Origin of the sequence: Nonomuraea sp. NPDC049504, from assembly GCF_040676845.1 — a bacterium.
In the GTDB taxonomy this organism is placed as follows: Bacteria; Actinomycetota; Actinomycetes; order Streptosporangiales; family Streptosporangiaceae; genus Nonomuraea; species Nonomuraea salmonea.
Window position 1 is genome coordinate 112,540 of record NZ_JBFAPT010000028.1, and the last position, 22,731, is coordinate 135,270.

At 71.6% G+C, this 22,731-nt stretch carries 15 protein-coding genes; 3 read left to right on the forward strand and 12 right to left on the reverse strand.

Annotated elements, in window-relative coordinates:
• Nucleotides 1-3 precede the first annotated feature (3 nt).
• The 10 genes from AB0K28_RS40505 to AB0K28_RS40550 form a co-directional block, all read right to left on the reverse strand.
• Entirely contained in the window at nucleotides 4-1,413 is a 1,410-nt protein-coding gene (locus tag AB0K28_RS40505) for a condensation domain-containing protein (protein WP_364380863.1), read from the reverse strand.
• On the reverse strand, nucleotides 1,410-1,664 hold the full coding sequence (locus AB0K28_RS40510) for a phosphopantetheine-binding protein (protein WP_345409029.1): 255 nt from the start codon (nucleotides 1,662-1,664) through the stop codon (nucleotides 1,410-1,412). The genes AB0K28_RS40505 and AB0K28_RS40510 overlap by 4 nt, the downstream gene beginning before the upstream one ends.
• Nucleotides 1,661-1,864, reverse strand: a complete 204-nt coding sequence (locus tag AB0K28_RS40515) for an MbtH family NRPS accessory protein (protein ID WP_364380867.1) — start codon at nucleotides 1,862-1,864, stop codon at nucleotides 1,661-1,663. Before AB0K28_RS40515 ends, AB0K28_RS40510 begins: the two co-directional genes overlap by 4 nt.
• A gap of 1 nt (nucleotide 1,865) precedes the next feature.
• Nucleotides 1,866-7,418 (reverse strand): amino acid adenylation domain-containing protein, encoded by a 5,553-nt coding sequence (locus tag AB0K28_RS40520; RefSeq protein ID WP_364380870.1) that lies wholly within the window; start codon nucleotides 7,416-7,418, stop codon nucleotides 1,866-1,868.
• 97 nt (nucleotides 7,419-7,515) lie between these two features.
• Nucleotides 7,516-13,644, reverse strand: a complete 6,129-nt coding sequence (locus tag AB0K28_RS40525; protein WP_364380873.1) for an amino acid adenylation domain-containing protein — start codon at nucleotides 13,642-13,644, stop codon at nucleotides 7,516-7,518.
• Between the two features lie 23 nt (nucleotides 13,645-13,667).
• A complete protein-coding gene (locus AB0K28_RS40530) occupies nucleotides 13,668-15,152 on the reverse strand; it encodes an AMP-binding protein (RefSeq protein ID WP_364380876.1) in 1,485 nt (494 codons plus the stop codon).
• Between the two features lie 237 nt (nucleotides 15,153-15,389).
• Entirely contained in the window at nucleotides 15,390-17,429 is a 2,040-nt protein-coding gene (locus AB0K28_RS40535) for a hypothetical protein (protein WP_364380879.1), read from the reverse strand.
• A 68-nt stretch (nucleotides 17,430-17,497) separates the two neighbouring features.
• A complete protein-coding gene (locus tag AB0K28_RS40540; protein WP_345409045.1) occupies nucleotides 17,498-17,863 on the reverse strand; it encodes a hypothetical protein in 366 nt (121 codons plus the stop codon).
• Nucleotides 17,864-17,977: 114 nt separating this feature from the next.
• A complete protein-coding gene (locus AB0K28_RS40545; protein WP_345409047.1) occupies nucleotides 17,978-19,135 on the reverse strand; it encodes a 5'-methylthioadenosine/S-adenosylhomocysteine nucleosidase in 1,158 nt (385 codons plus the stop codon).
• Nucleotides 19,132-19,896: an NUDIX hydrolase gene (locus AB0K28_RS40550; RefSeq protein ID WP_364380883.1), complete on the reverse strand. Its 765-nt coding sequence runs from the start codon at nucleotides 19,894-19,896 to the stop codon at nucleotides 19,132-19,134. The genes AB0K28_RS40545 and AB0K28_RS40550 overlap by 4 nt, the downstream gene beginning before the upstream one ends.
• Before the next feature lie 200 nt (nucleotides 19,897-20,096).
• Here AB0K28_RS40550 and AB0K28_RS40555 point away from each other — a divergent pair, with 200 nt between their 5' ends.
• Both AB0K28_RS40555 and AB0K28_RS40560 read left to right on the forward strand, forming a co-directional pair.
• Nucleotides 20,097-20,540: a hypothetical protein gene (locus AB0K28_RS40555; protein ID WP_364380886.1), complete on the forward strand. Its 444-nt coding sequence runs from the start codon at nucleotides 20,097-20,099 to the stop codon at nucleotides 20,538-20,540.
• A gap of 18 nt (nucleotides 20,541-20,558) precedes the next feature.
• Complete coding sequence (locus tag AB0K28_RS40560) at nucleotides 20,559-20,795, forward strand: hypothetical protein (RefSeq protein ID WP_364380889.1); 237 nt, start codon at nucleotides 20,559-20,561, stop codon at nucleotides 20,793-20,795.
• On the opposite strand, the gene AB0K28_RS40565 is transcribed toward AB0K28_RS40560, so the two are convergent.
• Both AB0K28_RS40565 and AB0K28_RS40570 read right to left on the reverse strand, forming a co-directional pair.
• On the reverse strand, nucleotides 20,770-20,916 hold the full coding sequence (locus AB0K28_RS40565) for a hypothetical protein (RefSeq protein ID WP_364380892.1): 147 nt from the start codon (nucleotides 20,914-20,916) through the stop codon (nucleotides 20,770-20,772). The two genes, AB0K28_RS40560 and AB0K28_RS40565, sit on opposite strands and share 26 nt — an antisense overlap.
• On the reverse strand, nucleotides 20,913-21,746 hold the full coding sequence (locus tag AB0K28_RS40570) for a MerR family transcriptional regulator (RefSeq protein ID WP_364380895.1): 834 nt from the start codon (nucleotides 21,744-21,746) through the stop codon (nucleotides 20,913-20,915). The genes AB0K28_RS40565 and AB0K28_RS40570 overlap by 4 nt, the downstream gene beginning before the upstream one ends.
• 163 nt (nucleotides 21,747-21,909) lie before the next feature.
• Here AB0K28_RS40570 and AB0K28_RS40575 point away from each other — a divergent pair, with 163 nt between their 5' ends.
• Complete coding sequence (locus AB0K28_RS40575) at nucleotides 21,910-22,677, forward strand: MerR family transcriptional regulator (RefSeq protein ID WP_364380898.1); 768 nt, start codon at nucleotides 21,910-21,912, stop codon at nucleotides 22,675-22,677.
• Nucleotides 22,678-22,731: the final 54 nt, after the last annotated feature.

Below are 22,731 nucleotides of genomic sequence, written 5' to 3' on the forward strand. Positions count from 1 at the left end.
AGCTCAGCAGCATCCGCCACCGTGCCAGACGTCGCCGGGCTTCGTCTTGAGGAGTTCCTTGACGGCGGCGATGGGGACGTCCTCGGTGCAGGTGCGGACCAGCAGGGTCTCGACGGCGCGGAGCATGGCCGTCGCCGTCTGCCTGGTCAGGTACGCGGTGTCGATGATGAGGCTGAGCTGGCCGGTGTCGGGGGCGGTGCCGAGGGTGAAGAACGCCTTGAACCGGACCCCTGGCCAGGCGTTCGTCACGTAGGTACGGGTCTTCGCCGTGAGCGGGGTCAGATCCTCGCCGGTCACGCGGGGCAGGTTCGGCCAGGTGCCGTCGCCGCGCCGGTCGTTGAAGAAGGCGTCGAGGTCGGGCTCGCTGCCCCTGATGCGGCCGATCTCCTCGCGCATGGCACGCATCTCGAACGGGTCGTAGTGGGCGTTGCGATAGGCCATGAGGGCGCTGTGGTGGGCGGCCAGGCAGGTGTCGGTGAAGCCGGTCTCGGGCAGGTCGAGCACGAGCAAGGCGTCCTGGCCCACGGTGGCGACCAGCGGACGGGTACGCGGGTCGCGCCGGTTGCTGTGGACGAGCTGCATGACCGCCCGCGGCCGGTCGCTCGCGACGGCGAGGACGGTGGCGCAGGCGGCGATGAGCACGCTCGTCGTACTGATCGTCAGCCGCTCGGCCAGCCGCACGGCCGCCACGGCGAGCGCCACCGACTCCATACCGACCTCGATGAACCGGGGCTCCTCCGGCTCCCCCGGCGGATGGTCGAACACCTCGAGCGGGACGGTTTCGAGCACCTTGCGCCAGTAGCGGATCGACCGCCGCGAGCGGGCCAGGAACGGCTCCTCGCGTTCCAGCGCCGCCTGCTCCATCGGCTGCCACGGCGGCGGGGGCAGGGCGTCGCCGCGCAGCAGCGCCCGCCACTCGGCCGACAGCAGGCTGAGCGCCTGGAAGTCCACCGCCAGGTGTGAAAAGGCGAAGGCCAGGGCTCGCGGCCTGCCGTCGGCGAGCACGATGACGCAGCGCAGCGGCAGGTCCGCCCCGTGCTCGAAGACGGTGGTGCCCAGCTCGTCGGCGATGCGCGCTGCGGTGCCCAGCGGTCCTTCCGGGCCGCTCCGCACCAGCTCGACGGTCAGTTCGCCGGTGCTCGCCACGCGCTGCACCGGGCCGTCAGGGGTGTCGACGAACGTGGTGCGCAGGCTCTCGTGACGTTCGAGCATCCGGCGCAGCGCGCCCAGCACGGTCGGCAGGTCGCGCCTGCCGTGCACCGGCAGCACCCAGGGGCAGTTGAGGAACGACTGGCTGGGACCCATCAGGTGCACGGCCCGCCACATCAGCCGCTGCCCCCAGGTCAGCGGCGCCTCGCCGTCCCTGGTCCCGCTGAACCGGACCGAGGCGGTCGCCATGGGCGGGGTGGTCATCGGGCGTCCAGCAGGCCCGACACGTGGGCGGCGAGCGCGTCAACGCGGTCGAAGGCGGACAGGTCGCCGCCGAGGTCGACGTCCACGCCGAAGACGTCCTCGATCGCGTCGATGAGCCTGATCCACGCCAGCGAGGTCAGGCCCAGCGCCGACAGCGAGTGGTCGCCGGCGAGCGCCTGCTCGGCGCTGATCTCGCCGTCGGACACGGCCGCCACCAGGTCCGCGAGCCTGCGTTCCACGTCGCCGCTCACCGCGCGCTCCCTTCCGCCTCCTGGCGCAGCCGTACGCTGCGGGGGCGCATGTCCGTCCAGATCTCGTCGATGTGGTCCAGGCACTCCTGCCGGTCGCCGGTGAAGCCCGTGGCCCGCCAGCCGTCCGGGAGCGGCCGGTCGAGGGGCAGCAGCGAGTACTGGTCCTCGTCGTTGACGACCACCTGGTGTCGTCCCGTCACGTCATTCCTCCTTCTGTCGCAGGGCTTGTACGCCGACCAGGTCGTCGGCGACGGCGTCGGGAACCTCGTGGTCGAAGCGGGCCAGCGCCGGGACCCTCATGGCGGCCAGTGTGATCGCCAGGATGGCGAGGCCGAAGAGCACGTACATGAGGCCGATGCCGCGGCCTGGGCCGACGCCGATGACCGCACCCACCGTCGAGGCGAGCGCGCCGCCGTCCAGCAGCAGCGGGTCGAGGAGCCCGGCGGCGTACGGCGCGACGAGCCCGTAGCCGATGGGCAGCGTGGACCAGGCGATGAGCGTGTTCATCGCGAACACCCGGCCGTGGAACCGCTGCGGCACCTTGACCTGCACGATCGTGGTGTAGATGCCGTTCAGCAGGGTGATCCAGAGGGTGATGCCGCACACGCCGACGGCGATCACGGCCAGGTCGGCGCGCAGGCCGGTGAGCATGCAGAAGCAGCCGAGCACGAGGCTGCACAGCAGCACGCCGCGCAGGCGCATGCGGCGCGGGCCGCCCCAGGCGACCATGACGAGCGCGCCCGCGAACGTCCCGACCCCGGCCAGGAAGGAGATCCTGCCGACGTCGGCCAGTTCGGCGAAGGCCAGCACCAGCGGCGAGAACATCAGCAGCAGCGGCGCGAGGAACACGTTCAGCACGACGAAGAACAGCAGCATGGCGACGAACCCGCGGTGGCCGAGCGAGTAGCGCAGGCCGCCGAGGATCTCGTTCTTGATCGACTCGCGGCGCCGCCAGGGCATGCTGTCGGGGAAGCGCACCGCCAGCAGCACGGCGATGGCGACCGCGTAGCCGGCGATGTCGAGCAGGAGGATGCCGCCGAGCCCGATCGCCGACATCAGGCCGACGGCGAAGATGGGCACCAGGAGCTGGGCGGTGCCGGTGCCGAGCTGCGTGATGCCGACCGCGTGCCCGAGGTAGTGCTTGGGGACGAGCTGCGGGACGGCCGAGAAGTACGCCAGGCGCTGGAAGGTGAGCGCGACGGACAGGCAGCCGAGCAGCGGGTAGATCATTTCGACGGACAGGTTCCCCGTCCAGAGCAGCACGCCGAACGCGAGCTGGATCGTGAACGCGGCGACGTCTCCGGCCAGCATCACCCGGCGGCGGCTCGTCCTGTCGATGATCGCGCCGGCGACCGGCGCCACCAGCATGCCCGGCACCAGGCCGACGACCGCCATCAGCGCGAACTTCGCCACCGACCCGGTCGTCGTGTAGATCCAGAGGGGGACGGCGAACTCCGTCAGCGCCGAGCCCGTCATGGAGACGAGCTGGCTGAGCGCGACGGCGAGGAAGCGCGGGATGCCGGGCCTGACGCCGGTCGGTGCGGGCATCGTGTCGGCGTGCGACACGTCGTGCAACCACCAGGTGCGGCCACCGCTTCGCGGCGGTCCGGCCGGGCGGGGGCGCTCCGGCTCGGTCAGGACCGGTCCCGCCGCGCCCGCTCCCACCACGGCCGGTTCCGCCGTGTGGGCCGGTTCCTCCAGGTCCTGGTGGACGGTGGTGACGATCTCGGCGAGCTCTTGTGCCCGATATTTCAGGAAAAAGTGGCCTGCCTCTGCGAGCACGACCACCGCCGACGCCGAGGTGAGGAAGTGCCATTCGCGGAAGCGTTCCTGGTAGTAGTCCGTCGCCGGATCCTCGGTCCCCACGACGCTGATCACCGGAGCGCGCAGCCGCTGCGTGCCGGACTCGAACAGCCGGGTGTAGTAGTCCTCGGCCTCCCGCGAGTCGCGGCGCATGTTCCGTACGATGCGGCGGGCCTGCGCGGGGTCGAGGTCGCTCATGTCCACGCCCTGCGAGATCAGCCAGTTGACGTAGCGCTGGTCGCTGCGCAGCCGCTCGGCCTCCGCGATCTTGGCGATGCGCGACATGACCCGGCCGCGCGGGCGGGCGAACGGGAAGATGCCGCCGATGTAGACGCCGTCGAGCTCACGTCCGGCGGCCTCGAGCCGGCGGGCGATCTCCACGGTCAGCGCCGAGCCCACGCCGCAGTGCCCGTACAGGACGATCGGGCCCTCGACCTTCTCCAGGATCTCGCGCACGCACCCGGCCGCCAGCTCGTCGAACGGCAGCCTGTCCTCGTCCATGCCCACGTCGTGGCCGGGGATCGCGACCGACCAGAGCGCGTGCCCGTCCGGCAGGGCGTCGGCGAGGGGCTGGTAGACGACGGCGCTGCCGCCGCCGTACGGGACGCACACGTAGCTGAGGACCGGGCTGGTGCTGCCCGCGGAGGTCAGCCGGTGCAGCAGCGCGCGGGGGCCGCGCCGGTCCTGCGGGGTGTCGGCGAGCGCGGCCAGCTCGCGGACGGTGCGGTGCTTGAAGACGTCCATGACGCTGACCACGGCGCCCACCTCCTGGCGCAGCCTGGCCACCACCTGGGTCGCGAGCAGGGAGTGGCCGCCGAGGTCGAAGAAATCGTCGTCCACGCCGACCGCCTCGACGCCCAGCAGCTCGCTCCAGATGGCGGCGAGCGTGCGTTCCGTGGGGGTGTCGGGCGCGATGAACTCGACCGTCGCGTCTCTGGTCGCCACGGGTGCGGGCAGGCGGCGGCGGTCCAGCTTGCCGTTGGGGCTCAGCGGCAGGGCGGCGAGCGTGACGTAGCTCGCGGGGACCATGTAGTCGGGCAGCGTCCGCTTGAGCTCCGCGCGGAGTGCGCCGTGGTCGAGCGCCTGGTCGAGCGCCTGGTCGAGCGCCTGGTCGTGCGCCTGGTCGAGCGCCTGGTCGAGCGCCTGGTCGTGCGCCTGGTCGTGCGCCTGGTCCGGGGCGCCGCCTGTGCCGGGGGTGACGTACGCGACCAGGCGGTCGTCGCGGACGATCACCGCGGCGTCTCCGACGGCGGGCAACGCGCGCAGCGCCGCCTCGATCTCGCCCGGCTCGATGCGCAGGCCGCGCAGCTTGACCTGGGAGTCGAGCCGGCCGAGGAACTCCAGCACCCCGTCGGGGCGGCGCCTGACCAGGTCGCCGGTGCGGTAGAGGCGCGAGCCGGGCGGCCCGTACGGGTCGGGCACGAACCGCTCGGCGGTGAGCGCGGGACGGCCGAGGTAGCCCCTGGCCAGGCCGGCGCCGCCGATGAACAGCTCGCCCGGCACCCCGATCGGCACCGGCGACATGGCGGCGTCCAGGACGTACAGGGTGGTGTTGGCGATCGGGGTGCCGATCGGGACGCGGGCCGCCGAGGCGAGGGTGCCCGGCCGGCAGTGCCAGGCGGAGACGTCCACGGCCGCCTCGGTGGGTCCGTACAGGTTGTGCAGCTCGGTGGCGGGCAGCGTGGCGACGCAGCGGCGGGCCAGGTCGGCGGGCAGCTCCTCGCCCGAGCAGATCACCCGCCGCAGCGACCCGCACCCCGCGCCGCCGTTCTCGGCGAGGAAGACGGCCAGCATCGACGGGACGAAATGGGCGGTGGTCACGCCTTCCGTGGTGATCAGTTTGCGCAGGTACGCGGCGTCCTTGTGGCCGCCCGGCGTCGCGAGCACCAGCCTGGCCCCGCGGCGCAGCGGCCAGAACAGCTCCCACACCGACACGTCGAAGCTGAGCGGCGTCTTCTGCGCCACGACGTCCGCGTCGCCGAGCCGGAAGCGGTCCTGCATCCAGTCGAGCCGGTTGGCGATGGCGCCGTGGGTGTTCGGCACGCCCTTGGGGCGGCCGGTGGAGCCGGAGGTGTAGATGACGTAGGCGACGTCGTCGGGACGCACGTCGGGCAGCGGGCCTTCCGAGCCGGTCCAGATGTCAGGGTCGTCCAGGTCGAGGACGGTCGCGCCGGTGTCCGGCAGGTCAGGGCGGATGCTCCGCTGGGTGAGCAGCACGGCCGGTGCGGCGTCCGCCAGCATGAACGCCACCCGGTCCGGCGGATACTCGGGGTCGATCGGCAGGTACGCGGCCCCCGCCTTGAGCACGCCGAGCAGGCCGGGCAGCAGCTCCAGCGAGCGTTCCGCGCACACGGCGACCACCGTCCCGGGGCCCGCGCCTAGGTCGCGCAGCGTCCGGGCGACCCGGTCCGCCGCCGCGTCCAGCTCGCCGTACGTCAGTGACCGCCCTTCGAAGCGCACCGCGACCGCGTCGGGGGTGCGGGCCGCCTGGGCCTCGATGGGGCCGTGCAGGGTGGCGGGGCCGGGGAAGTCCGTGGCGGTGTCGTTCCAGGTGTGCAGGACCTGGCGGCGTTCGTCCTCGGTGAGCAGGTCGATGCGCGAAAGCGGGGTGCCGGGGTCGGCCGCGACCCGCTCCAGCAGCGTGCACAGGTGGCCGGCGAGGCGTTCGACGGTGTCCGGCTCGAACAGGTCGGTGTTGTAGACGAACATGCCGCCCGAGTCGTCGCCGGCGTACAGCTCCAGGTCGTACCGGGTGGCCCAGGCGTCCACCGGGAAGTCGGTGACGGTCAGCCCGGCTGGCGGGTCGATGGCCTCGTGGCGGTAGTTCTGCATCGCGAACATGACGCCGAACAGCGGTGACCTGGACACGTCGCGCGGCACGTCCAGCTCGGAGACGAGCTGCTCGAACGGCAGGTCCTGGTGGGCGAAGGCGTCCAGGACGAGGTCGCGCACCCGGCCGACCAGCTCGGCGAACGTCGGGTCGCCGGTCAGGTCCACCCGCATGGTCAGCATGTTCACGAAGCAGCCGATCACGCCGTCCAGCTCGGGGACCTGGCGGCCGGCCACCGGCGATCCCACGGCGACGTCCTCGGCGCCCGCGTACCGGCCGAGCAGCGCGGCGAGCGCGGCCAGCATGACCATGTACGGCGTGGCCCGGTGCGCGCGCCCGAGCCCGGCCAGCCCGGCGGCCACCTCGGGGTCCAGGGTGAACGGGTGCGCGGCGCCGGTGTAGGTGCGTTCGGGCGGGCGGGGCCGGTCCGCCGGCAGGTCCAGCGGTTCCAGGCCGGCCAGTCTGTCGCGCCAGAAGTCCAGGTCGCGCTCGGACGGGGGCAGACCGCGCTGCCAGGCGGCGTAGTCGGCGTACCCGACCTGCGGGGCGGGCGGTGTGCGGCCGTCGTAGCGGGCGAAGACCTCGCGCAGCAGCACGTCGGCCGACCAGCCGTCGGCGGCGATGTGGTGCACCCCGATCACCAGCACGTGGTCGTCGTCGCGCAGCCTGATCAGCAGCGCCCGTGCGATGGGGCCCGCCGCCAGGTCGAACGGCACCGCCAGGAACCGCTCGACCTGCTCCTTGGCGGCCGCCTCGTCCGGCGCGTCGCGGACGGTGAGCGGGAGCGTGGCGTCCGCGGCGAGCGTCACGCGCGGGCGGCCGTCCTCGGTGGCGGGGAAGCGCATGCGCAGCGCGTCGTGCCCGGCCACGACGGCGTCCAGCGCGGCGGCCAGGGCTCCTGCGTCGAGCGGGCCGCGCAGCCGCAGCCTGATCGGGATCGTGAGCTGGGCGGTGCCCGGCGCGAACTGCTCCAGGAACCACAGCCGCTCCTGCGCGTGCGAGAGCGGCGGCGGCTCGCCGTCGGGGCGCGCGGGAATCGTACGGCGCGGCGCCGCCCCGCGCCGCAACCGCTGCGCCAGCAACGCCTGCTTGGCCGCCGACAGCTCGTTCGAGCCCGTCACTCCGCCACCTCCCACAGCCCTGCCACCTCCCACGGCCCTGCCACCTCGGAACCGCTCACTCCCGCCTCAGGGCCGGTCACTCCCACGTCAGGGCCGGTCACTCCCCCACCTCCAGCAGTTCCGCGGCCTCGGCGTCGGTCAGCGCCGAGAGCTGCTCGATCACCAGCCGCTCGACGGCGGTCGCGAGCCCGGCGACGGTCGGATGGTCGAACACCGTGCGGATCGGCACCTCCGTCTCGACCGCGTTGCGCAAGAGCGCCGCGACCCGAGTGGCGAGCAGGGAGTGCCCGCCCAGGGCGAAGAAGTCGTCGTGGACCCCGACCGTCTCGAGGCCGAGCAGCTCACTCCAGACCTCGGCCACGAGCACCTCGGCGTCCGTGCGCGGAGCCACGAACTCCGCGGCGGGTCCTGGCTCCGGCGCGGGCAGGGCGGCCACGTCCACCTTGCCGGTGATCGTGAGCGGCAGCGCCGGCAGGCTCACCCAGACCGTGGGCACGAGATGCGCCGGCAGGGCCGCGGCCAGGCGCGCCCGCAGCTCGTCCGGCTCGGCCGGCCCGACCACGTACGCGGCCAGCCGCTCCCCGTCCGCCGTCACCACCGCCTGCCGGACACCCGGCTGGGCCAGCAGGACGGCCTCCACCTCGCCCGGCTCCACCCGGAAGCCGCGCACCTTCACCTGGGCGTCGAACCGGCCGAGGAACTCCAGCGTCCCGTCCCGCCGCCACCGCGCCCGGTCGCCGGTCCGGTAGAGCCGGGAGCCGGGCGGGCCGAAAGGATCGGGGACGAACCGGTCGGCCGTCAGCGCCGGACGTCCGAGGTAGCCTCGCGCCAGCCCCGCCCCGCCCAGGCACAGCTCGCCGGGGAAGCCGGGCGGCACGGGCTCGCCGTACGGGCCGAGGACGTGCGCGGTCGTGCCGCCGATCGGCCGGCCGATGGGCGGGCGGCCCACGGTGTCGGCCGCGCCGAGGTCGGCGGCCGTGGCGATGACGGTGGCCTCGGTCGGCCCGTACGTGTTGACCAGGCGCACCCGGTCGCCGAACCGCTCCCGCCACCTGGCCACCGCCGCCCCGTGCACCTGCTCGCCGCCAAGGATCACCAGCCGCAGCGCCTCCGGCCAGGTCACGTCGCCGAGCGCCTCGGTGAGCCGGTGCCAGTAGGCGGTCGGCAGGTCCAGCACGGTCACCTGCCGGCCGGCCGGTGTGCGCAGCACGTCGGGCAGGGACGCGGCGCCGTCGGGCAGGAGCAGCACGCCCGCGCCCGCCGTCAGCGCCGGGTAGAGCTCCTCGGCGTGGGCGTCGAAGCTGAGCGAGGCGAACTGCGCAACCCGGTCGTCCGGCCCGATCCCGTACGACTCACGCATCCACCGCACGCGCCCCGCCAGGCTGCCGTGCTCGACCAGCACCCCCTTCGGCCGGCCCGTCGATCCCGAGGTGTAGATCACGTACGCGGGATCGTCCGGCTCGACCGGGTCCCAGTCGCCGTACCAGCGGGGGTCGCCTGGCCCTGCCTCGTCCTCGGCGACGAGCACGACCGTCTCCCCCGGCAACCGGGACGCGAGCCCGGCGTCGGTCACCACCAGCCGGGCGGCGCTGTCCTCGATCAGGAACGCGAGCCGCTCGTCCGGGTAGGCGGGGTCCAGCGGCAGGTACGCGCCCCCGGCCCGCCACACGGCCAGCAGCGCCACGACGGCCTCGGCCGACCGCTCCAGGCAGACGCCGACCACGCACCCACCCGCGACGCCGCGCCGCCGCAGGGCCGCCGCGAGCCGCGCGACCTTGGTGTCGAGCTGCGCGTAGCTCATCGTCTCGCCGCCCCACAGCAGCGCCGTGGCGTCGGGGTGCGCGGCGACGGCCCGCCGGATGAGCGCGGGCACGCTCTCCCCATCGCTCGGGGCGGCCGACCCTGACGCCGTGAGCATGGCCGTGTCGTCGGCCGTCAGCAGGGGCAACCGGGAGATCGGGGTCTCGGGGGCGTCCGCGATGCCCTGGAGCAGCGTCTCGAACCGGGCGGCCAGCCCTTCCACGGTGTCCGCCCGATACCGGGTGACGTCGTAGCCGAACACCGCGAGCAGCCCTTGCTCGTTGCGCCACGTCTCCAGCGACAGCTCGAACTTGGCCTGCCGGTACCCGCCGTCGAACAGCTCCACCCCGAGGCCGCCGACCCGCTCGGGCGGAGTCCCCTCCCCCGCCTGGCTGTGCAGGATGATCATGGTGCTGAGCAGCGGATTGCGGTGCAGGTCGCGGGGCACGCCCAGCTCGCCGATGAGCCGTTCGAAGGGGACGGTCCTGTGGGCGTGCGCGTCGAGCACCGTACGCCGGGTCGCGTCGAGCAGGTCGGCGAAGAGCGGATCATCTGCGAGGTCGCCGCGCAGGACCAGCGTGTCGGTGAGGTAGCCGATGACCGGCTCCAGCTCCATCCGGTCCCTGGTCGCCCACGGGGTGCCGACCAGGATGTCGTCCTGCCCGGTGTGCCGGGCCAGCAGCACCTGGTAGGCGGCGACCAGCACCATGAACAGCGACGCGTTGTGCTCCTGCGCGACCCGTTCCAGCCGGGACACCAGCTCGGCGGGCACCGTGAAGGTGTGGAACGCGCCCTCGGGCCGCTCGCCTCGCGGCAGGCCGGCGGGCAGATCGGCGGGCGGGTCGGCGGGCAGGTCCAGCACGGGCGGGTCGGCGAGCTGGTCGCGCCAGTAGGCCAGCGACTCCTCGGAGTCCTGTTCCCGCTGCCACAGGGCGACGTCGCCGTACTGGATCCTCAGCGGCGTGAGCTCCGCGTCCCTGTCCTGGTAGAGGGCGAACAGGTCGTCGAACAGGATCCCGAGCGACGTCCCGTCCGCGATGACGTGGTGCAGCACGAAGCAGAGCACGTGATCGTCCGGCCCGAGCCTGAGCAGGCTGATCCGCAGCGGCGGCGCCCCTGCCAGGTCGAAGGGCGCGTTGGTGCGGTCGGAGACGAGCCGCAGCGCCTCGGATTCCGCGCCGGGCGCGCCCGCGAGGTCGATGCACTCGACGGTCACGGGGCCTGGCGGGTGGATGACCGTGGTCGGCGCGCCGTCCACGTCGGCGAACGACGTGCGCAGGCTCTCGTGCCTGGCCACCACCGCGTCCAGCGCCTCCTGCAGCGCGCCGGTCTCCAGCTCGCCCCGCAGCCGCAGCACCAGATACATGTTGTACGAGGCGTCGTCCGGGTCGAACTTCTGCAGGAACCACAGCCGTTCCTGGACGAACGACAGCGGCGGCACGACCCCCTCGGGACGCGGCTCGATCTCCGCCGACGGGCCGTCCCCCTGCAGCCGGACGATCTCCTCGACGACCCCCTGGATGGTCGGATCGTCGAAGAAGGCGTCCAGCGACACGTCCACGCCCAGGCTCTCCCTGATCCTGGCCGTGATCTGGGTGATGGTGAGCGAGTGCCCGCCGAGGTCGAACAGGTCGTCGTCGGTGCCGACGTCGTCCAGTTCCAGCACCTCGCACCAGATCCGCCGCACCTCCTCGACCAGCGCCCCGCCCTCGGAGCGCGGAGCCGCGGCCTTCTGCGGCGGCTCGGGGAGCGCGGCGCGGTCCAGCTTGCCGATCGGGTTGAGCGGGAGGGCGTCCAGCACCACGTACGCGCTCGGGAGCGTGGCGGCGGGCAGCGTCCTGGCCAGATGGGCGGCCAGATCGCCGGGGTCGGGGGCGCTCTCGGCGGGGACGACGTAGGCGATCAGGCGGTGGTCGTCCGTTCCCTCGCCACGGACGACCACCGCGGCCTCACCCACCTGGGGATGCTCCAGCAGCCTGGCCTCGATCTCGCCCAACTCGACCCGGTGGCCGAGCAGCTTGACCTGCCCATCCCTGCGGCCGAGGAATTCGATCTCGCCGTCGTCCCGGTAGCGGGCCAGGTCGCCGGTGCGGTAGAGCCGTGCCCCTGGAGGGCCGAAGGGATCGGGGACGAAACGGTCCGCCGTGAGCGCCGGCCTGTCCCGGTAGCCGCGCGCCACCCCGGCCCCGGCGATGCACAGCTCGCCCGCGACGCCCTGGGGAACCGGCCGCAGCTGCTCGTCGAGCAGGTAGATCCGGGTGTTGGCGAGGGGCCGGCCGATGGTGACCGGTTCGCCGTCGCCCGGCTCGCCGTACGTGCTCCAGATGGTGGTCTCGGTGGGGCCGTACACGTTGACCACGCGGTCGCAGCGCGCGCGCAACTCCTGCGCGAGCCGGGGCGGCAGCGCCTCTCCCCCGGCCAGCGCGGTCACCCCGGCCAGGCCGCCGGGCAGCAGCAGCCGCCACACCGACGGCGTGGCCTGGACGTGCGTGACGCCCTGCTCGGCGACCAGCCGGGCCAGCGCCTCCGGCTGCCGTACCGCGCCGTGCGGCGCGACGACGACCCGGCCGCCGGTGACCAGCGGCAGGTACAGCTCCAGAGCGCTGATGTCGAACGCGGGCGAGGTGAGCGCGAGCCAGGCGTCGCCGGGTCCCGACCCGAGCCGGTCGCGCATGGCGAGCAGCAGGTTGGCCAGGTTGCCGTGGCCGACCTCGACGCCCTTGGGCCGGCCCGTCGAGCCCGAGGTGTAGATCACGTAGGCCGGGTCGCCGGGGCGTACCGGCTCCGCGAGCCGCTCCCCTGCCTCCAGGGAGGCGCGATCCACCAGGAGCACCGGCCAGGACGGCACGTCCGTCTCGGACAGCACCAGCCGGGGACGGGCGTCGTCCACGATCATGGCGAGCCGTTCCTCCGGGTGGTCGGGGTCGAGCGGCAGGTACGCGGCCCCCGCCCTGTGCACGGCGAGCAGGCTCACCAGGAGCAGGTCGGAGCGCCGCAGGTGCACGGCGACCAGCTCGTCACGCCCGACCCCGGCCTGCCTGATCCGGGCGGCCAGCCGCCCGGCCGCCGCGTCCAGCTCCGCATACGTCAGCGTCCTGTCCCCGAACGTGACGGCGGACGCGTCGGGACGCGTCCGCACCTGCTCGGCGAGCAGGCTCGGCAACGTCGCCTCGGCGGGGTAGGCGACCTCGGTGTCGTTCCACTCGACGAGCATCCGCCGCGCCTGCGCCGCCGGCATGACGTCCAGGTCGGCCAGGCGGGTGCCGGGATCGTCGGCGGCGTGGCGCAGCAGGGTGCGCAGGCCGTCGGCGAAGCGGGCCGCGACCTCGCGGTCCACGGCCGCCGGGTCGTAGCGCACGCTCAGGGCCAGCCCGCCGGGGCCGTCCACGATCTGCAGGTGCAGCGGGTTCCGCGCGCCGCCCGCGAACATCATGCGGTCCACGGTGACCCTCAGGCCGGGGAAGACCGGGTCGGGCTCCTGCCTGCGGTAACTGATCGACACGGGGAGTGCCGCTCGCCTCGGCGGCGCCGCGCGGAACCGGTACACCCCGCGCAGCTCGTCGCGCAGCTCGCTGACGAACGCGCGGAAGGTCCGCCCCGGCTCCGGCCGGGACAGCACGGGCAGCTCGTTGACGAACGCGCCGATGTGGTCGCGGGTCTCAGGGCCGCGGGTGGTGACGTCTACGGCGACCGCCACGTTCTCCGTGCCGTACCTGAACAGCAGCGCGTGCACGCCGGCCAGCAGCACCTCGAAGGTCGACGCGCCGGTCGCCGCCGCGGCCTTCCGCGCGGAGCGGGTCAGCTCGTGGTCGAGCCCGGCGTCGATCTGCTCGCCAGGGCCGTATCTTCTCTCGGTACGCCGCTGCCCCGGCAGCACGATCTCGGCCGGCTCGCGCCCGGCCCAGAACTCCCGTGCCGCCGCCAGCATGTCCTCACCGGGCTCCTGCCAGGTGAACGGCAACGGCCTCAGGGACTCGGATGCGTAGGCCGCGGCGAGGTCGCGTACCAGGATGTCCTTGGAGATGCCGTCGAAGACCAGATGGTGGGCGACGAACAGCAGCAGATGCCGCCCCTCGCCCGCCGGCGCGAGCGTGAACCTGGCGAGCGGCCCCTTCTCCAGGTCGAACGGCCGCGCGCTCTCCTCCCTGATCAGCCGGTCGGGATCATCGAGGTCGGCGACCGTCACGGACGGCTCCGCGGCCGGAACCAGCCGCAGCCCGTCACCGCTCTCCGCGACGGCGGTGGCGAGCACCGGGTGCCGGGCGGCCATCGCTTCGCACGCGCCGAGCAGCGCGGGCACGTCGAGGTCGCCGTCGAACCACAGGGCGAGCGGCATGTGGTACGCCGGTCCCGCCCCCATGCGCTCGCCGACCCACATGTCCTGCTGGACGTACGAGGCCGGCACGCTCTCCTGGCAGTGCGTCATGTGCGTTCTTCCTGTGATCGTTATCAGGTGGCGTCTGGCCGGAGCATGTCGAGCAGCCGCGACTTCACCACCTTGCCGAGGTGGTTCTTCGGCAGTTCGGAGACGAACAGCAGCCGGCTCGGCAGCTCGTGCCTGGCCAGCCGGTCCATCAGGAACGTCCGCAGGTCGGCGAGGCTGACCGGCGACCTGGTCACGACGGCGGCCGCGGTGACCCGGCCCAGCACCGGATGCGGCACCCCGACCACGGCGGCCTCGGCGACCGACGGATGCTCGTACAGCGCGGCCTCCACCTGCAGCGTGGACACCTTGTGCGCGCCGGACTTGATGACGTCGCTCTCGCGGTCGACGAGGTAGAGGTAGCCGTCCGCGTCGAGGTAGCCGACGTCGCCCATGCGCACCCAGCCGTCGCGGAAGACGGTCTCGCTCAGCCCGCGGTCGCGGTAGTAGGAGCGGGTGCCGACGGGTGAGCGCAGCCAGACCTCGCCCTGCTCCCCGGTCTTCGCGGGCCGCCCGTCCGGGCCGACGATCTTGAGGTCGCCGCCCGAGTGGGGCCGTCCCACCGAGGCCGGACGCGTGGGGTCCACGATCATCACGGTCTGCGCCGGAGCCGCCTCGGTCGAGGTGTAGTAGTTGACGATCGTCGCCTTCGGGAACGCCTTCGCCATCCCGGCCGCGACGGCGGGCGGCAGGCTCGCCGCGGTGGATCCCAGCAGCCGCACGCTCGACAGGTCGTGCCGCTCGTGGACGCCGGCGTTGAGCAGTTCGATGGCCATGGCGGGCACCACGAAGACCGTCCCCACCCGGTACGACTCGATCAGCCGGGCGAAGCGGGCGGGCGTGAAGCGCGGCATGGTCAGCGCGGCCGGGCGGGCGCCCAGGGAGTTGACCAGCATGGTCTGGCCGGCGTTGCTGCCGATGGGGAAGGCGTGCAGGAAGTGCCGGGAGTGCAGGAGGCTGCGGCGCTTGGGGTCGGCGGACAGGCCGTGGGCGAGGTTGGCGTGGGTGGCGCCGACGCCCTTGGCCTTGCCGGTGGTGCCGGAGGTGTAGATGATCTGCGCCAGCGCCTTCGGAGCCAGTGCGACGTCCCGCCGGCTCACCGGACCTTCGGATTCCAGTTCCGTCACCGTCGCCCGCCACGCCCCTCCGTCCGGCGGATCGATCCCTGGCCCGTGCAGGACGGCGCTCACGGAGCAGTCGGTCAGCGCGTGGCGCACCTCGGCGGGGGCCAGCCGCGCGGACAGCGGCACGGCGACGCAGCCCGCCCGCATCACCCCGCACCAGGCGACGGCGAGGTCGATCCAGTCCCGCTCGTCGAACACCAGCCCGACCCGCTGCCCGTCCGCCAGGCCGCGTTCGATCAGGGCGTTGGCGACCGCGTCGGAGCGCCGGTCCCACGCGCCGAACGTGAGCGTCCCTACCTCGGCCACCACGAGCGCCGGGCTCTCGGGCTGCTCCTGGGCGCGACGCGCGAGCAGATCCGGCACCAGCAGCCCAGCGTCACCCTTCACCACGGTAAGCGACCGAAATGTTTCGTTACCATGGCCTACTTCCTTGACTCGTATCCCACGCAGATCACGCCATATACGGGCGCACCGAAACCCGCATGGTCGGAAGAATAGGCAATCCGCGCGACCGGCAACAGAGGGAAACTTTATTAACTTGTCCGAAAGTTTCGATCCCCGTCGCAGAAGTTGCGGCCAAGGCCCAGCGAGTCGCCTGGGAGATCGGCCGGCGTACGCCTGGGATCAAGCCGACGGCGGCGGTGCGGAGTCAAGAGGCTCCGAAGGCTCGGGAAGGGCCAGCATCGCGGCAGGGCCGATGGCGCCTGGGATCTTCTGGCTTGCTCTGAAGTCGCGCAGCCTTCGCTGCCGTCGCGCGCGTTCGTGAGCGAGCCACTCCCGCCCCTCCGCCGACACCGCCTCCAGAATCCTGAGTGCTCCCGTCACGCCGGAAGTGTCGAGTGCGAGGGCGGTCAGGAAGGTGATGTCTTCTCGCGCCCGGTCGATCAGCCCCTGCTCATAGCTGTCGACGAGGACGTCGATGTGCTGGCCGTTGACGAGCGAAAGCCTGAAGGCGCGGCTCAGGATCAGCGCCTGCTGGACATGGGGCTGGATCTCCTCGCGCGCCATGACGTGTCGGTGCCCATGCTCGAAACGTACGGCCACCTCGGCGACCCGCGCCGAGGCGATCATCTCGTACCTGAACGTGGTCCGGCGCTCATCATGAATGGCTCCGGAGAAGAAGTCGAGATCGACGGTGACCTGACGGACGCCGCCCTCAGTGAGCAAGAAGAGCAGCACCACGTAGGCGGAGTAGCGCAGCGGACCGTACAGCACACGGGCACGCCGGCAGCGCGGCGCCCCCTCGGTGAGGGTGAGATGCGCGATGACGTCGCGATTGCTCAGGCCGTAATGCTTGAGCGCCAGCGATTTGATCATCATCTTGTCGTGATCCAGCCACGCGGCCATCTCGGCGTCGCTGGGACGGTCGGCGAGCACCCCGGACCAGCGCTGGTGCTCCTGCTGCTCGGCGGCCCATCGGCGGTCCGCCTCCGACACCGTGCGCGGGTGGTTGAGAGCCGCGGCGAGGTAGTTCAGGGAGTCATTCCACGACATCACGGCGCCGATACCTATGAGCAAGCCCGCACCGAGCATGCCAGGGAAGCTTGCGCTTCCCGCCCCGATGAGGACGATGAACCCGGCGATCAACAGAGCCCCGTTACCCGCCAGAACGGCGATCGGCACATCCTCCCGTCGCAGCGGGACGCCGGAGCCGAACTGCCGTGCGGCATTCTCGGCATGCCACTTGATGAGCCACCTGATCGGTCCCACTCTGCTGTGGTCGCCGCCGTAGAGGTAGACCAGGTCGGCCTTGAGCTTCTCGCGCACCGGCACGCTGTCCCAAGCGAACTGTTGAGCGGCCATAGGACTGGCCGGCCCTGAAACCTGAAACCAGTGATCGACACTTGAGGAGACCGCTGTGCCGAAGGGCTGGTTCCATCCACTCGGCGGACGTCCCATGTCGGCGGACCGGCGCGGTAGGGCGTACATGACGGCGGTGGTCAGCCAGACGCCGGCCAGCGCGAGCACTATGATCACGGCAAGCAGGCTGCTGCTGGCCGTAAGGCTCACGATCCAGACAACTCCGAGGCCGGCGAGGCCGCTCCCGAAGACGGCCTGGAATCTCTTGCCGGCGTCCAGAACCGGCGGGGCGGCGGGGAGCCTCCGAGGTGCTGTGGGGGTGGGTTCGAAGAACTTCCACACCCTGCGCGCCCTGTCACCACTGAAGCGCTTCGCCTGCACATGTTGCGCCTCCAGTTCCTCGACGCGGTCCTGGATCCATCCGTTGAGGATCATCTCAAGGTGGCGATGGATTTCGTCGCGGCGTACCTTCGGCAGCCCGCGATAGGCGTCGAACGCGGCCGAGAAGCGGGCGAGGTCGGGTGCCCCGTGTTCCTCCTCCTCAGTGATGCAGTTGATGAGCTCGATCACCACGTCGAACGCCTGCCGCCACGCGTCGTGCGGAAATTCCGCGGCCATCGCGCTCGCAGCCGACAGGTGAGTGAACTCGTCCGGCCCCAAATGGTCGAACGAGCGGCCGCTCAGAATCGCCAGAGTCCAGTAGTAGGCGACTTCACTGGACCGGCAGCCGAACATCGCGGCATCCCGTATCAGGGTTTCGGCCCGCCGGGGCATGTCGCCTTGGAGATAGTTGAGGCCGACTTGGTATTTTCGATCCGGCTGATCATTGTCCGAGACCGAATAGATGGTGACGTTACCGTCCACGTATCCGATTTGAGCGTCTACGTGCGCTTCGTCCATGGCGACATTGTGCACACCTGGCCATCCGCCGTTCATTGGCCCGCTCCCTGAGCGACCGCGAGGACGAGCGCGGCTATCGACGCCAAGTCGCCGAAGTCGCCGAGCAGGCCCTTGACCTTCTTCAGCGCGGTCAGCATCCTCCCGCGCTGCTGCCTCCCGCGACCTTCGATGTAGGCGTCTACTTCGGCAAGCTCAGATTCGACCTCCTCACACCTATCTGGGCCGAGTTTTCCGGATTCGACCGATCTGCGCATCGCCGAACGCAATTCAGTGAGCCGAATGCGAAGTTCGTCCTCTTTGGCAGGTGCGCCGCCCACGGTGACACCACCGACGGCCTTACCGATCTGCACGCCGACGCGCGCATTATCCTTGGCGACATTCGTATACCGATCCGACATCGCTACCTCCTGGCGTTGTCCGTAAGATTCGGTCCGCAATGAACCACTGCACAAAGGCAATCGTGCAGAATTCGCCAACTTGTTATCACCGGCGCCGTCCGGCCAGATGGGCGGTCACAAAGTGCGATGAACCGCCGCGATGATGCTCGACACATGGGAGGCCAGTGCACTCACGTCCGCCAGCAGGCCGCGTAGTCTCTTGAGCGCGATGAGAGCGGTACCGGTGCCGTGCCCGCCGGCGTCCAGCAGTGATTCGGCAAGGGCGATCTCTTCCTCCGCCGCGGTGGCCGTGGCCTCATCCACCGTCTCGGCTTTCCGTGCCGCCGTGAGTCGATGCCGGAGTTCCGCAAGCTGCGTCACCGGGTCGAGAGCGGCCCCGGGCAGCTGCCCGATCGTGACATCGCCATGAACGTGTCCGATCTGCGCACCCACTCGGGCATGGTCGCGGGCAACGTTTCGCACTCCGTCGAGCATGGGGCTGCCCCTTCTCTGCTCGAACGCACTACCCGGCTCCCTGTGGTGCTCCTCCTGCGCCAGTTCCTGCGCCAGCGCGGCGGCGAAGGCGGCTGCGTACGCCGCCGCCTTCGGCTGCCAGCCTGAGCCATCGCTGGTCACCTTGGTGCCGTCCGCCCGATCGCTGATACCTCGCACCACTGCCATCGGCAGCGACCGGTTCAGATGGGCGGCCTGCGCCACTCCAGCGGCCTCCATCTCGATCGCCAACGCGTCGTTATAGGTTTGGCGAACCCACCGCGCATGCTCTGAGACCGCCGAATCCTGGACCACTTCGCCCGCGGCTATCGGCCCGAAGTGCACCTTCGGCACGGTCGCCCCTGTGGGCAGCCGACGGGCCCACAGTTCACTGCGGTACAGATGACGCGCGATTTGATCCGGCTCATGTGACATCTCCCAAACGCGTGGACGCGCTTTGAAGCCATCGTCCTCGCTGGTGCCACCGTGGTAGGCGTACACGTGGGTGGCAACCACCACGTCGCCCAGGCCGATCGCCGGCCACAATGCGCCGGCCACCCCTACGAACAGCAAGGAAGACGGCGAGAATTCGGTGATCGCCCGCTCCGCGAGCACCGCAGCCGGCTGGTTGCCTTTACCGACCAGCCCCAGGGCCACCTGGCAGTGGCCGCCCGCCAGCATGCCGACCTCGAACCGCGTTCCTGCCGGGTGACGGTACGTCCGGACGTTCGCCAGGTGCTTCCTGACAGCTTGGTACTCCAGGTCAAGGGCGGTGAGTATCGCGATTGGACGATGCGTCATGTCTGCTGGCCTCCTTGGGCCGTGACCGGAGCCGCCGCCTCGCCTGCGTCTTCTGCAGAAGCCTGGGCCGAGCGGACCATGGGGGGATACAACGTCCGCGCCGGGCCGGCCTTGAAGAGCCGGGCGGGCCGTCCGTTCTCCGTTCGCCGCATAGGGCCGGCCGCCACGATGAAGCCACGAGCGTTCTGTACTTTGCGATAGAAATTTCGGGGGTCGAGCCGTACGCCCCATACCGCCTCGTACACCTGCTGCAGGTCGGAGATGGTGAAGGTCTCGGCGCAGAACGCAGTCGCGAGCGCAGTTTGCTCCAGCTTGGCGCGAGCCCGTTCCACGCCGTCGCCGACGATGTGCCGGTGATCGAAGGCCAAGTCGACCTGGGTGGACAGGACGTCGTCCACCCGCATCCAACAGGCGCTGGCCGCATCCGTGCCCGCAATGGGTTCGGGCAGGGACGGCGCGATCGCCAGATAGGCGACGGACACCACGCGACCACGCGGATCGCGCCCTGGCCTGCCGTACACGCCGAGCATCTCCAAGTGCACGTCGACCAGGCCGGCTTCCTCCGACAGTTCGCGGCGCGCCGCCTCCTCGATGTCCTCGTGCGCGTCCGCGAGAAACCCGCCGGGCAGGGCGAGCGCGCCTGAGTAGGGCTCGATTCCACGTTCAACGAGCAAGACATGGAGTCGCGCGTCGCGGAGCGTGAGAATCACCAGGTCCACCGCGAGCAAGACGGCTGGGGGCTCCCATGGGTCGGCGTTCATGGGGCACACTCTAGCTTTTTGTCAGATAGACAGGAAGTGTTTTGCCGAACCGCGCCAGAACCGGCGGCGAGTGAACGCCTGCCCGGCGCCGCGCATACCCGCATACCTTGAAGTGCTGATCCCGCCCGAGGGCGGACGGAAGGGGCGAGGATGGGCTCTACAAGCGGGTTCCGGGAGCGCCGACCGCGCTGCTCTTAGCCGTGGGTGGGCTGCTGGCCCCGGTTCCGGCGCAGGCGGCGTCCGGCGGCGTCGGCAGCACCGCCGTGCTGGACGACGACTTGCCTGACGGCGGTGGACCGGAGAACGGGCTCGCGCTCGACTACGAGTCCTACGCCAAGGAGTTCGACGTCACAGTCGATGAGGCGCGGGCCAGGCTCGTGGCGCAGGGCGAGTTCACCAGGCTGGTGGAGGAGCTCGCAGCCGCCCACCCCGACACGTTCGCCGGATCGACCGTCACTCATGAAGGCGGCTTCGCCCTGCGCGTACGGTGCACCGGCGGCACGGTGCCGGTCACGGCCAGGGAGGCCGCGCTGCGGGCGACGCTGCCCGCGTCCCTGCCCGAGGAGATCCGCTCCGCCGGCATCGAGCTCACCCCAGAACCGGCCTCCGACGGCCAGCGGGGCGGGCCGGCGCCAGGCACGTAACGCCCAGAGCGATGTGCAGTGGCACACCCGTCCCAGCGACGCCGCCCACCCGAGATTTCACGCCAGCAGCACCACGGCGACGGCCTGAAGTGCTACCCGGGCGACAGCGGCGGCCCCTGGTTCAACGCCAACAAGGCGTACGGCATCTACAAGGGCCAGTCGTCCACCGGCACAGGGACCGCCGGGTGCAACTGGGCCGTCTACATGGCGATCAACTACATCTCCACCATCAACGTCTCCCTGATGTACGGCTGACCCAGCGCCGCTGGGCGCCGTCCGCGCTCTCCGCCCAGAGCGCGAGGACGGCGGTGCGCAGGCCGGCGGCGTCGCGGACCTGGCCGAGCAGGGCGGGGACGTCCGGGCGGGACGTGCTCACGCGCGGAGGGCCTCGGCGGCCCAGGTGAGTGAGGGGGTCAGCGGTTCGGGCGGCGGCCAGTCGTTGATCGTGGCGAGGAGTTCGAAGTAGCGGTCGCGGCGAGGGTCGTTCATGGACTCCAGCCTGGCCAGCAGCTCGTCCGCCGGTCCCAGGGCGCGCAGGCCCGCCACCACGTCGTCGGCTTCGGGCGAGTCGGGCGCGAGGTTCAGGGCCGGGGCCACGAGCATGCGTACGGTGGCGCCCAGGTCGGGGCGCGGCGGCACCGTGAAGTCCAGCCGCGCCACCATCGTGCGCAGGTGGGTGCGGAACCCGGGATCTCTGATGAGGCCGGTCAGCTCCGTCCAGGCCGCGAGCTGGTCGGGGCGGGGATCGTCCGGCAGCTCGGGCGTCATCGTGGTACGGATGCCCGCGTGCCGGTCGTCGAGCACGCTGTCGAGGAAGTCCTGGATCAGGTGCCGGCGTTCGGCCTGGTGGTGGGTCACGTCCATCTCCTCTGGGGTGGTGCCGCGTTCGGCCATGGTCGTCAGGACGGCATGCCGCAGCCGCAGGATCCGGATCTGCACCGCCACCGCCTCGGCGTGCGCCGCGGCCACCTCGGGCAGCGGCACCTCCCGGGTCACGACCTTGCGGATCGTGGGCAGGTCGATGCCGAGTTCGCGCAGCGTGCGCACGAGCTCAAGGCGGGCCAGGGCGACGTCGTCGTACAGGCGGTGGCCGGCCGCGTTGCGGCAGGTGGGCGGCACGATGCCGCGGTCGGCGTAGAACCGGATGGTCTTGACCGTCAGCCCCGTACGGCGGGCCAGGTCGCCGATCGTGAAGTACCGCTCCATGCCGCCACCCTGCCAGCTCCCCCTACGGGAGCCGCAAGCCGTCAAGCGCCGATCGACCGGTACGGGCAGCGGCGTGCTTGACTCTGCCGTTACGTCAATATCTAGCGTCGTGCGGGAGCCGGAAGATCCGGCTCGGTGAACGGGACGGGACGGTGGGCGGGACATGGCGTGGTCGATCGCACAGGTGGCGCGGATGTCGGGTGTGACGTCCAGGACGTTGCGTCACTACCACGCGATCGGGCTGCTGATCCCGGCCCGCGTCGGCGACAACGGCTACCGCCACTACGAGGAGGCGCAGCTGCTGCGCCTGCAGCAGATCCTCGTGCTGCGGGAGCTCGGACTCGGCCTCCCCGAGATCAAGGAGATCGTCGACCGGCACACCGACCCCCTGGCCGCCCTGCGCGAACACCACCAGCGCGTCCTGCGGGAACGCGACCGCCTGGACGCGATGGCGCGCATGGTGGCCAGGACCATCACCGAGCTCGAACACACAGAAGGGAAGCACGGCATGTCCAGAATCAGCAGGCCGGAGAACCTGTTCGAGGGATTCGACGCCGCCCGCCACGGCGCGGAGGCGCGCGAGCGGTGGCCGGGGCATTGGGAGCAGTCCGGGCAGCAGGAGATGCTGGACGGCCTCTCGCCCGAGGAGCTCGGCCGGATGCAGGAGGAGGCGACGGCGGGCATGATCCGGCTGGCCGAGCTCATGGCCGCCGGCACCCCGGCCGACGCCCCCGCGGTGCTCGCCGAGCTGGACGTCCCCTTCCGGCTGATGAGCCGGTTCTGGACGCCCACCGCCGAGCAGTACGCGCATCTGGGGCGGATGCAGGCCGACGACGAGCGGTTCGCGGCGAACTATGAGCGGATCGCCGAAGGGCTCGCCGCGTACGTGCGCGACGCCATGGCCGCCTACGCCGCCGCCCGGTTGAGCTGAGCGGGGCTGAGCCGGGCTGGGCCGGGCCGGAGTTCCGCGTCCGCGCGCGGAACT

What these genes read in the sequence shown, in the direction of transcription:
- AB0K28_RS40505 (WP_364380863.1), bottom strand. Translation starts at nt 1,413, where the DNA reads ATGACCACCCCGCCCATGGCGACCGCCTCGGTCCGGTTCAGCGGGACC.
- AB0K28_RS40525 (WP_364380873.1), bottom strand. Translation starts at nt 13,644, where the DNA reads ATGACGCACTGCCAGGAGAGCGTGCCGGCCTCGTACGTCCAGCAGGAC.
- AB0K28_RS40540 (WP_345409045.1), bottom strand. Translation starts at nt 17,863, where the DNA reads ATGTCGGATCGGTATACGAATGTCGCCAAGGATAATGCGCGCGTCGGC.
- AB0K28_RS40545 (WP_345409047.1), bottom strand. Translation starts at nt 19,135, where the DNA reads ATGACGCATCGTCCAATCGCGATACTCACCGCCCTTGACCTGGAGTAC.
- AB0K28_RS40550 (WP_364380883.1), bottom strand. Translation starts at nt 19,896, where the DNA reads ATGAACGCCGACCCATGGGAGCCCCCAGCCGTCTTGCTCGCGGTGGAC.
- AB0K28_RS40570 (WP_364380895.1), bottom strand. Translation starts at nt 21,746, where the DNA reads ATGGAGCGGTACTTCACGATCGGCGACCTGGCCCGCCGTACGGGGCTG.
- AB0K28_RS40575 (WP_364380898.1), top strand. Translation starts at nt 21,910, where the DNA reads ATGGCGTGGTCGATCGCACAGGTGGCGCGGATGTCGGGTGTGACGTCC.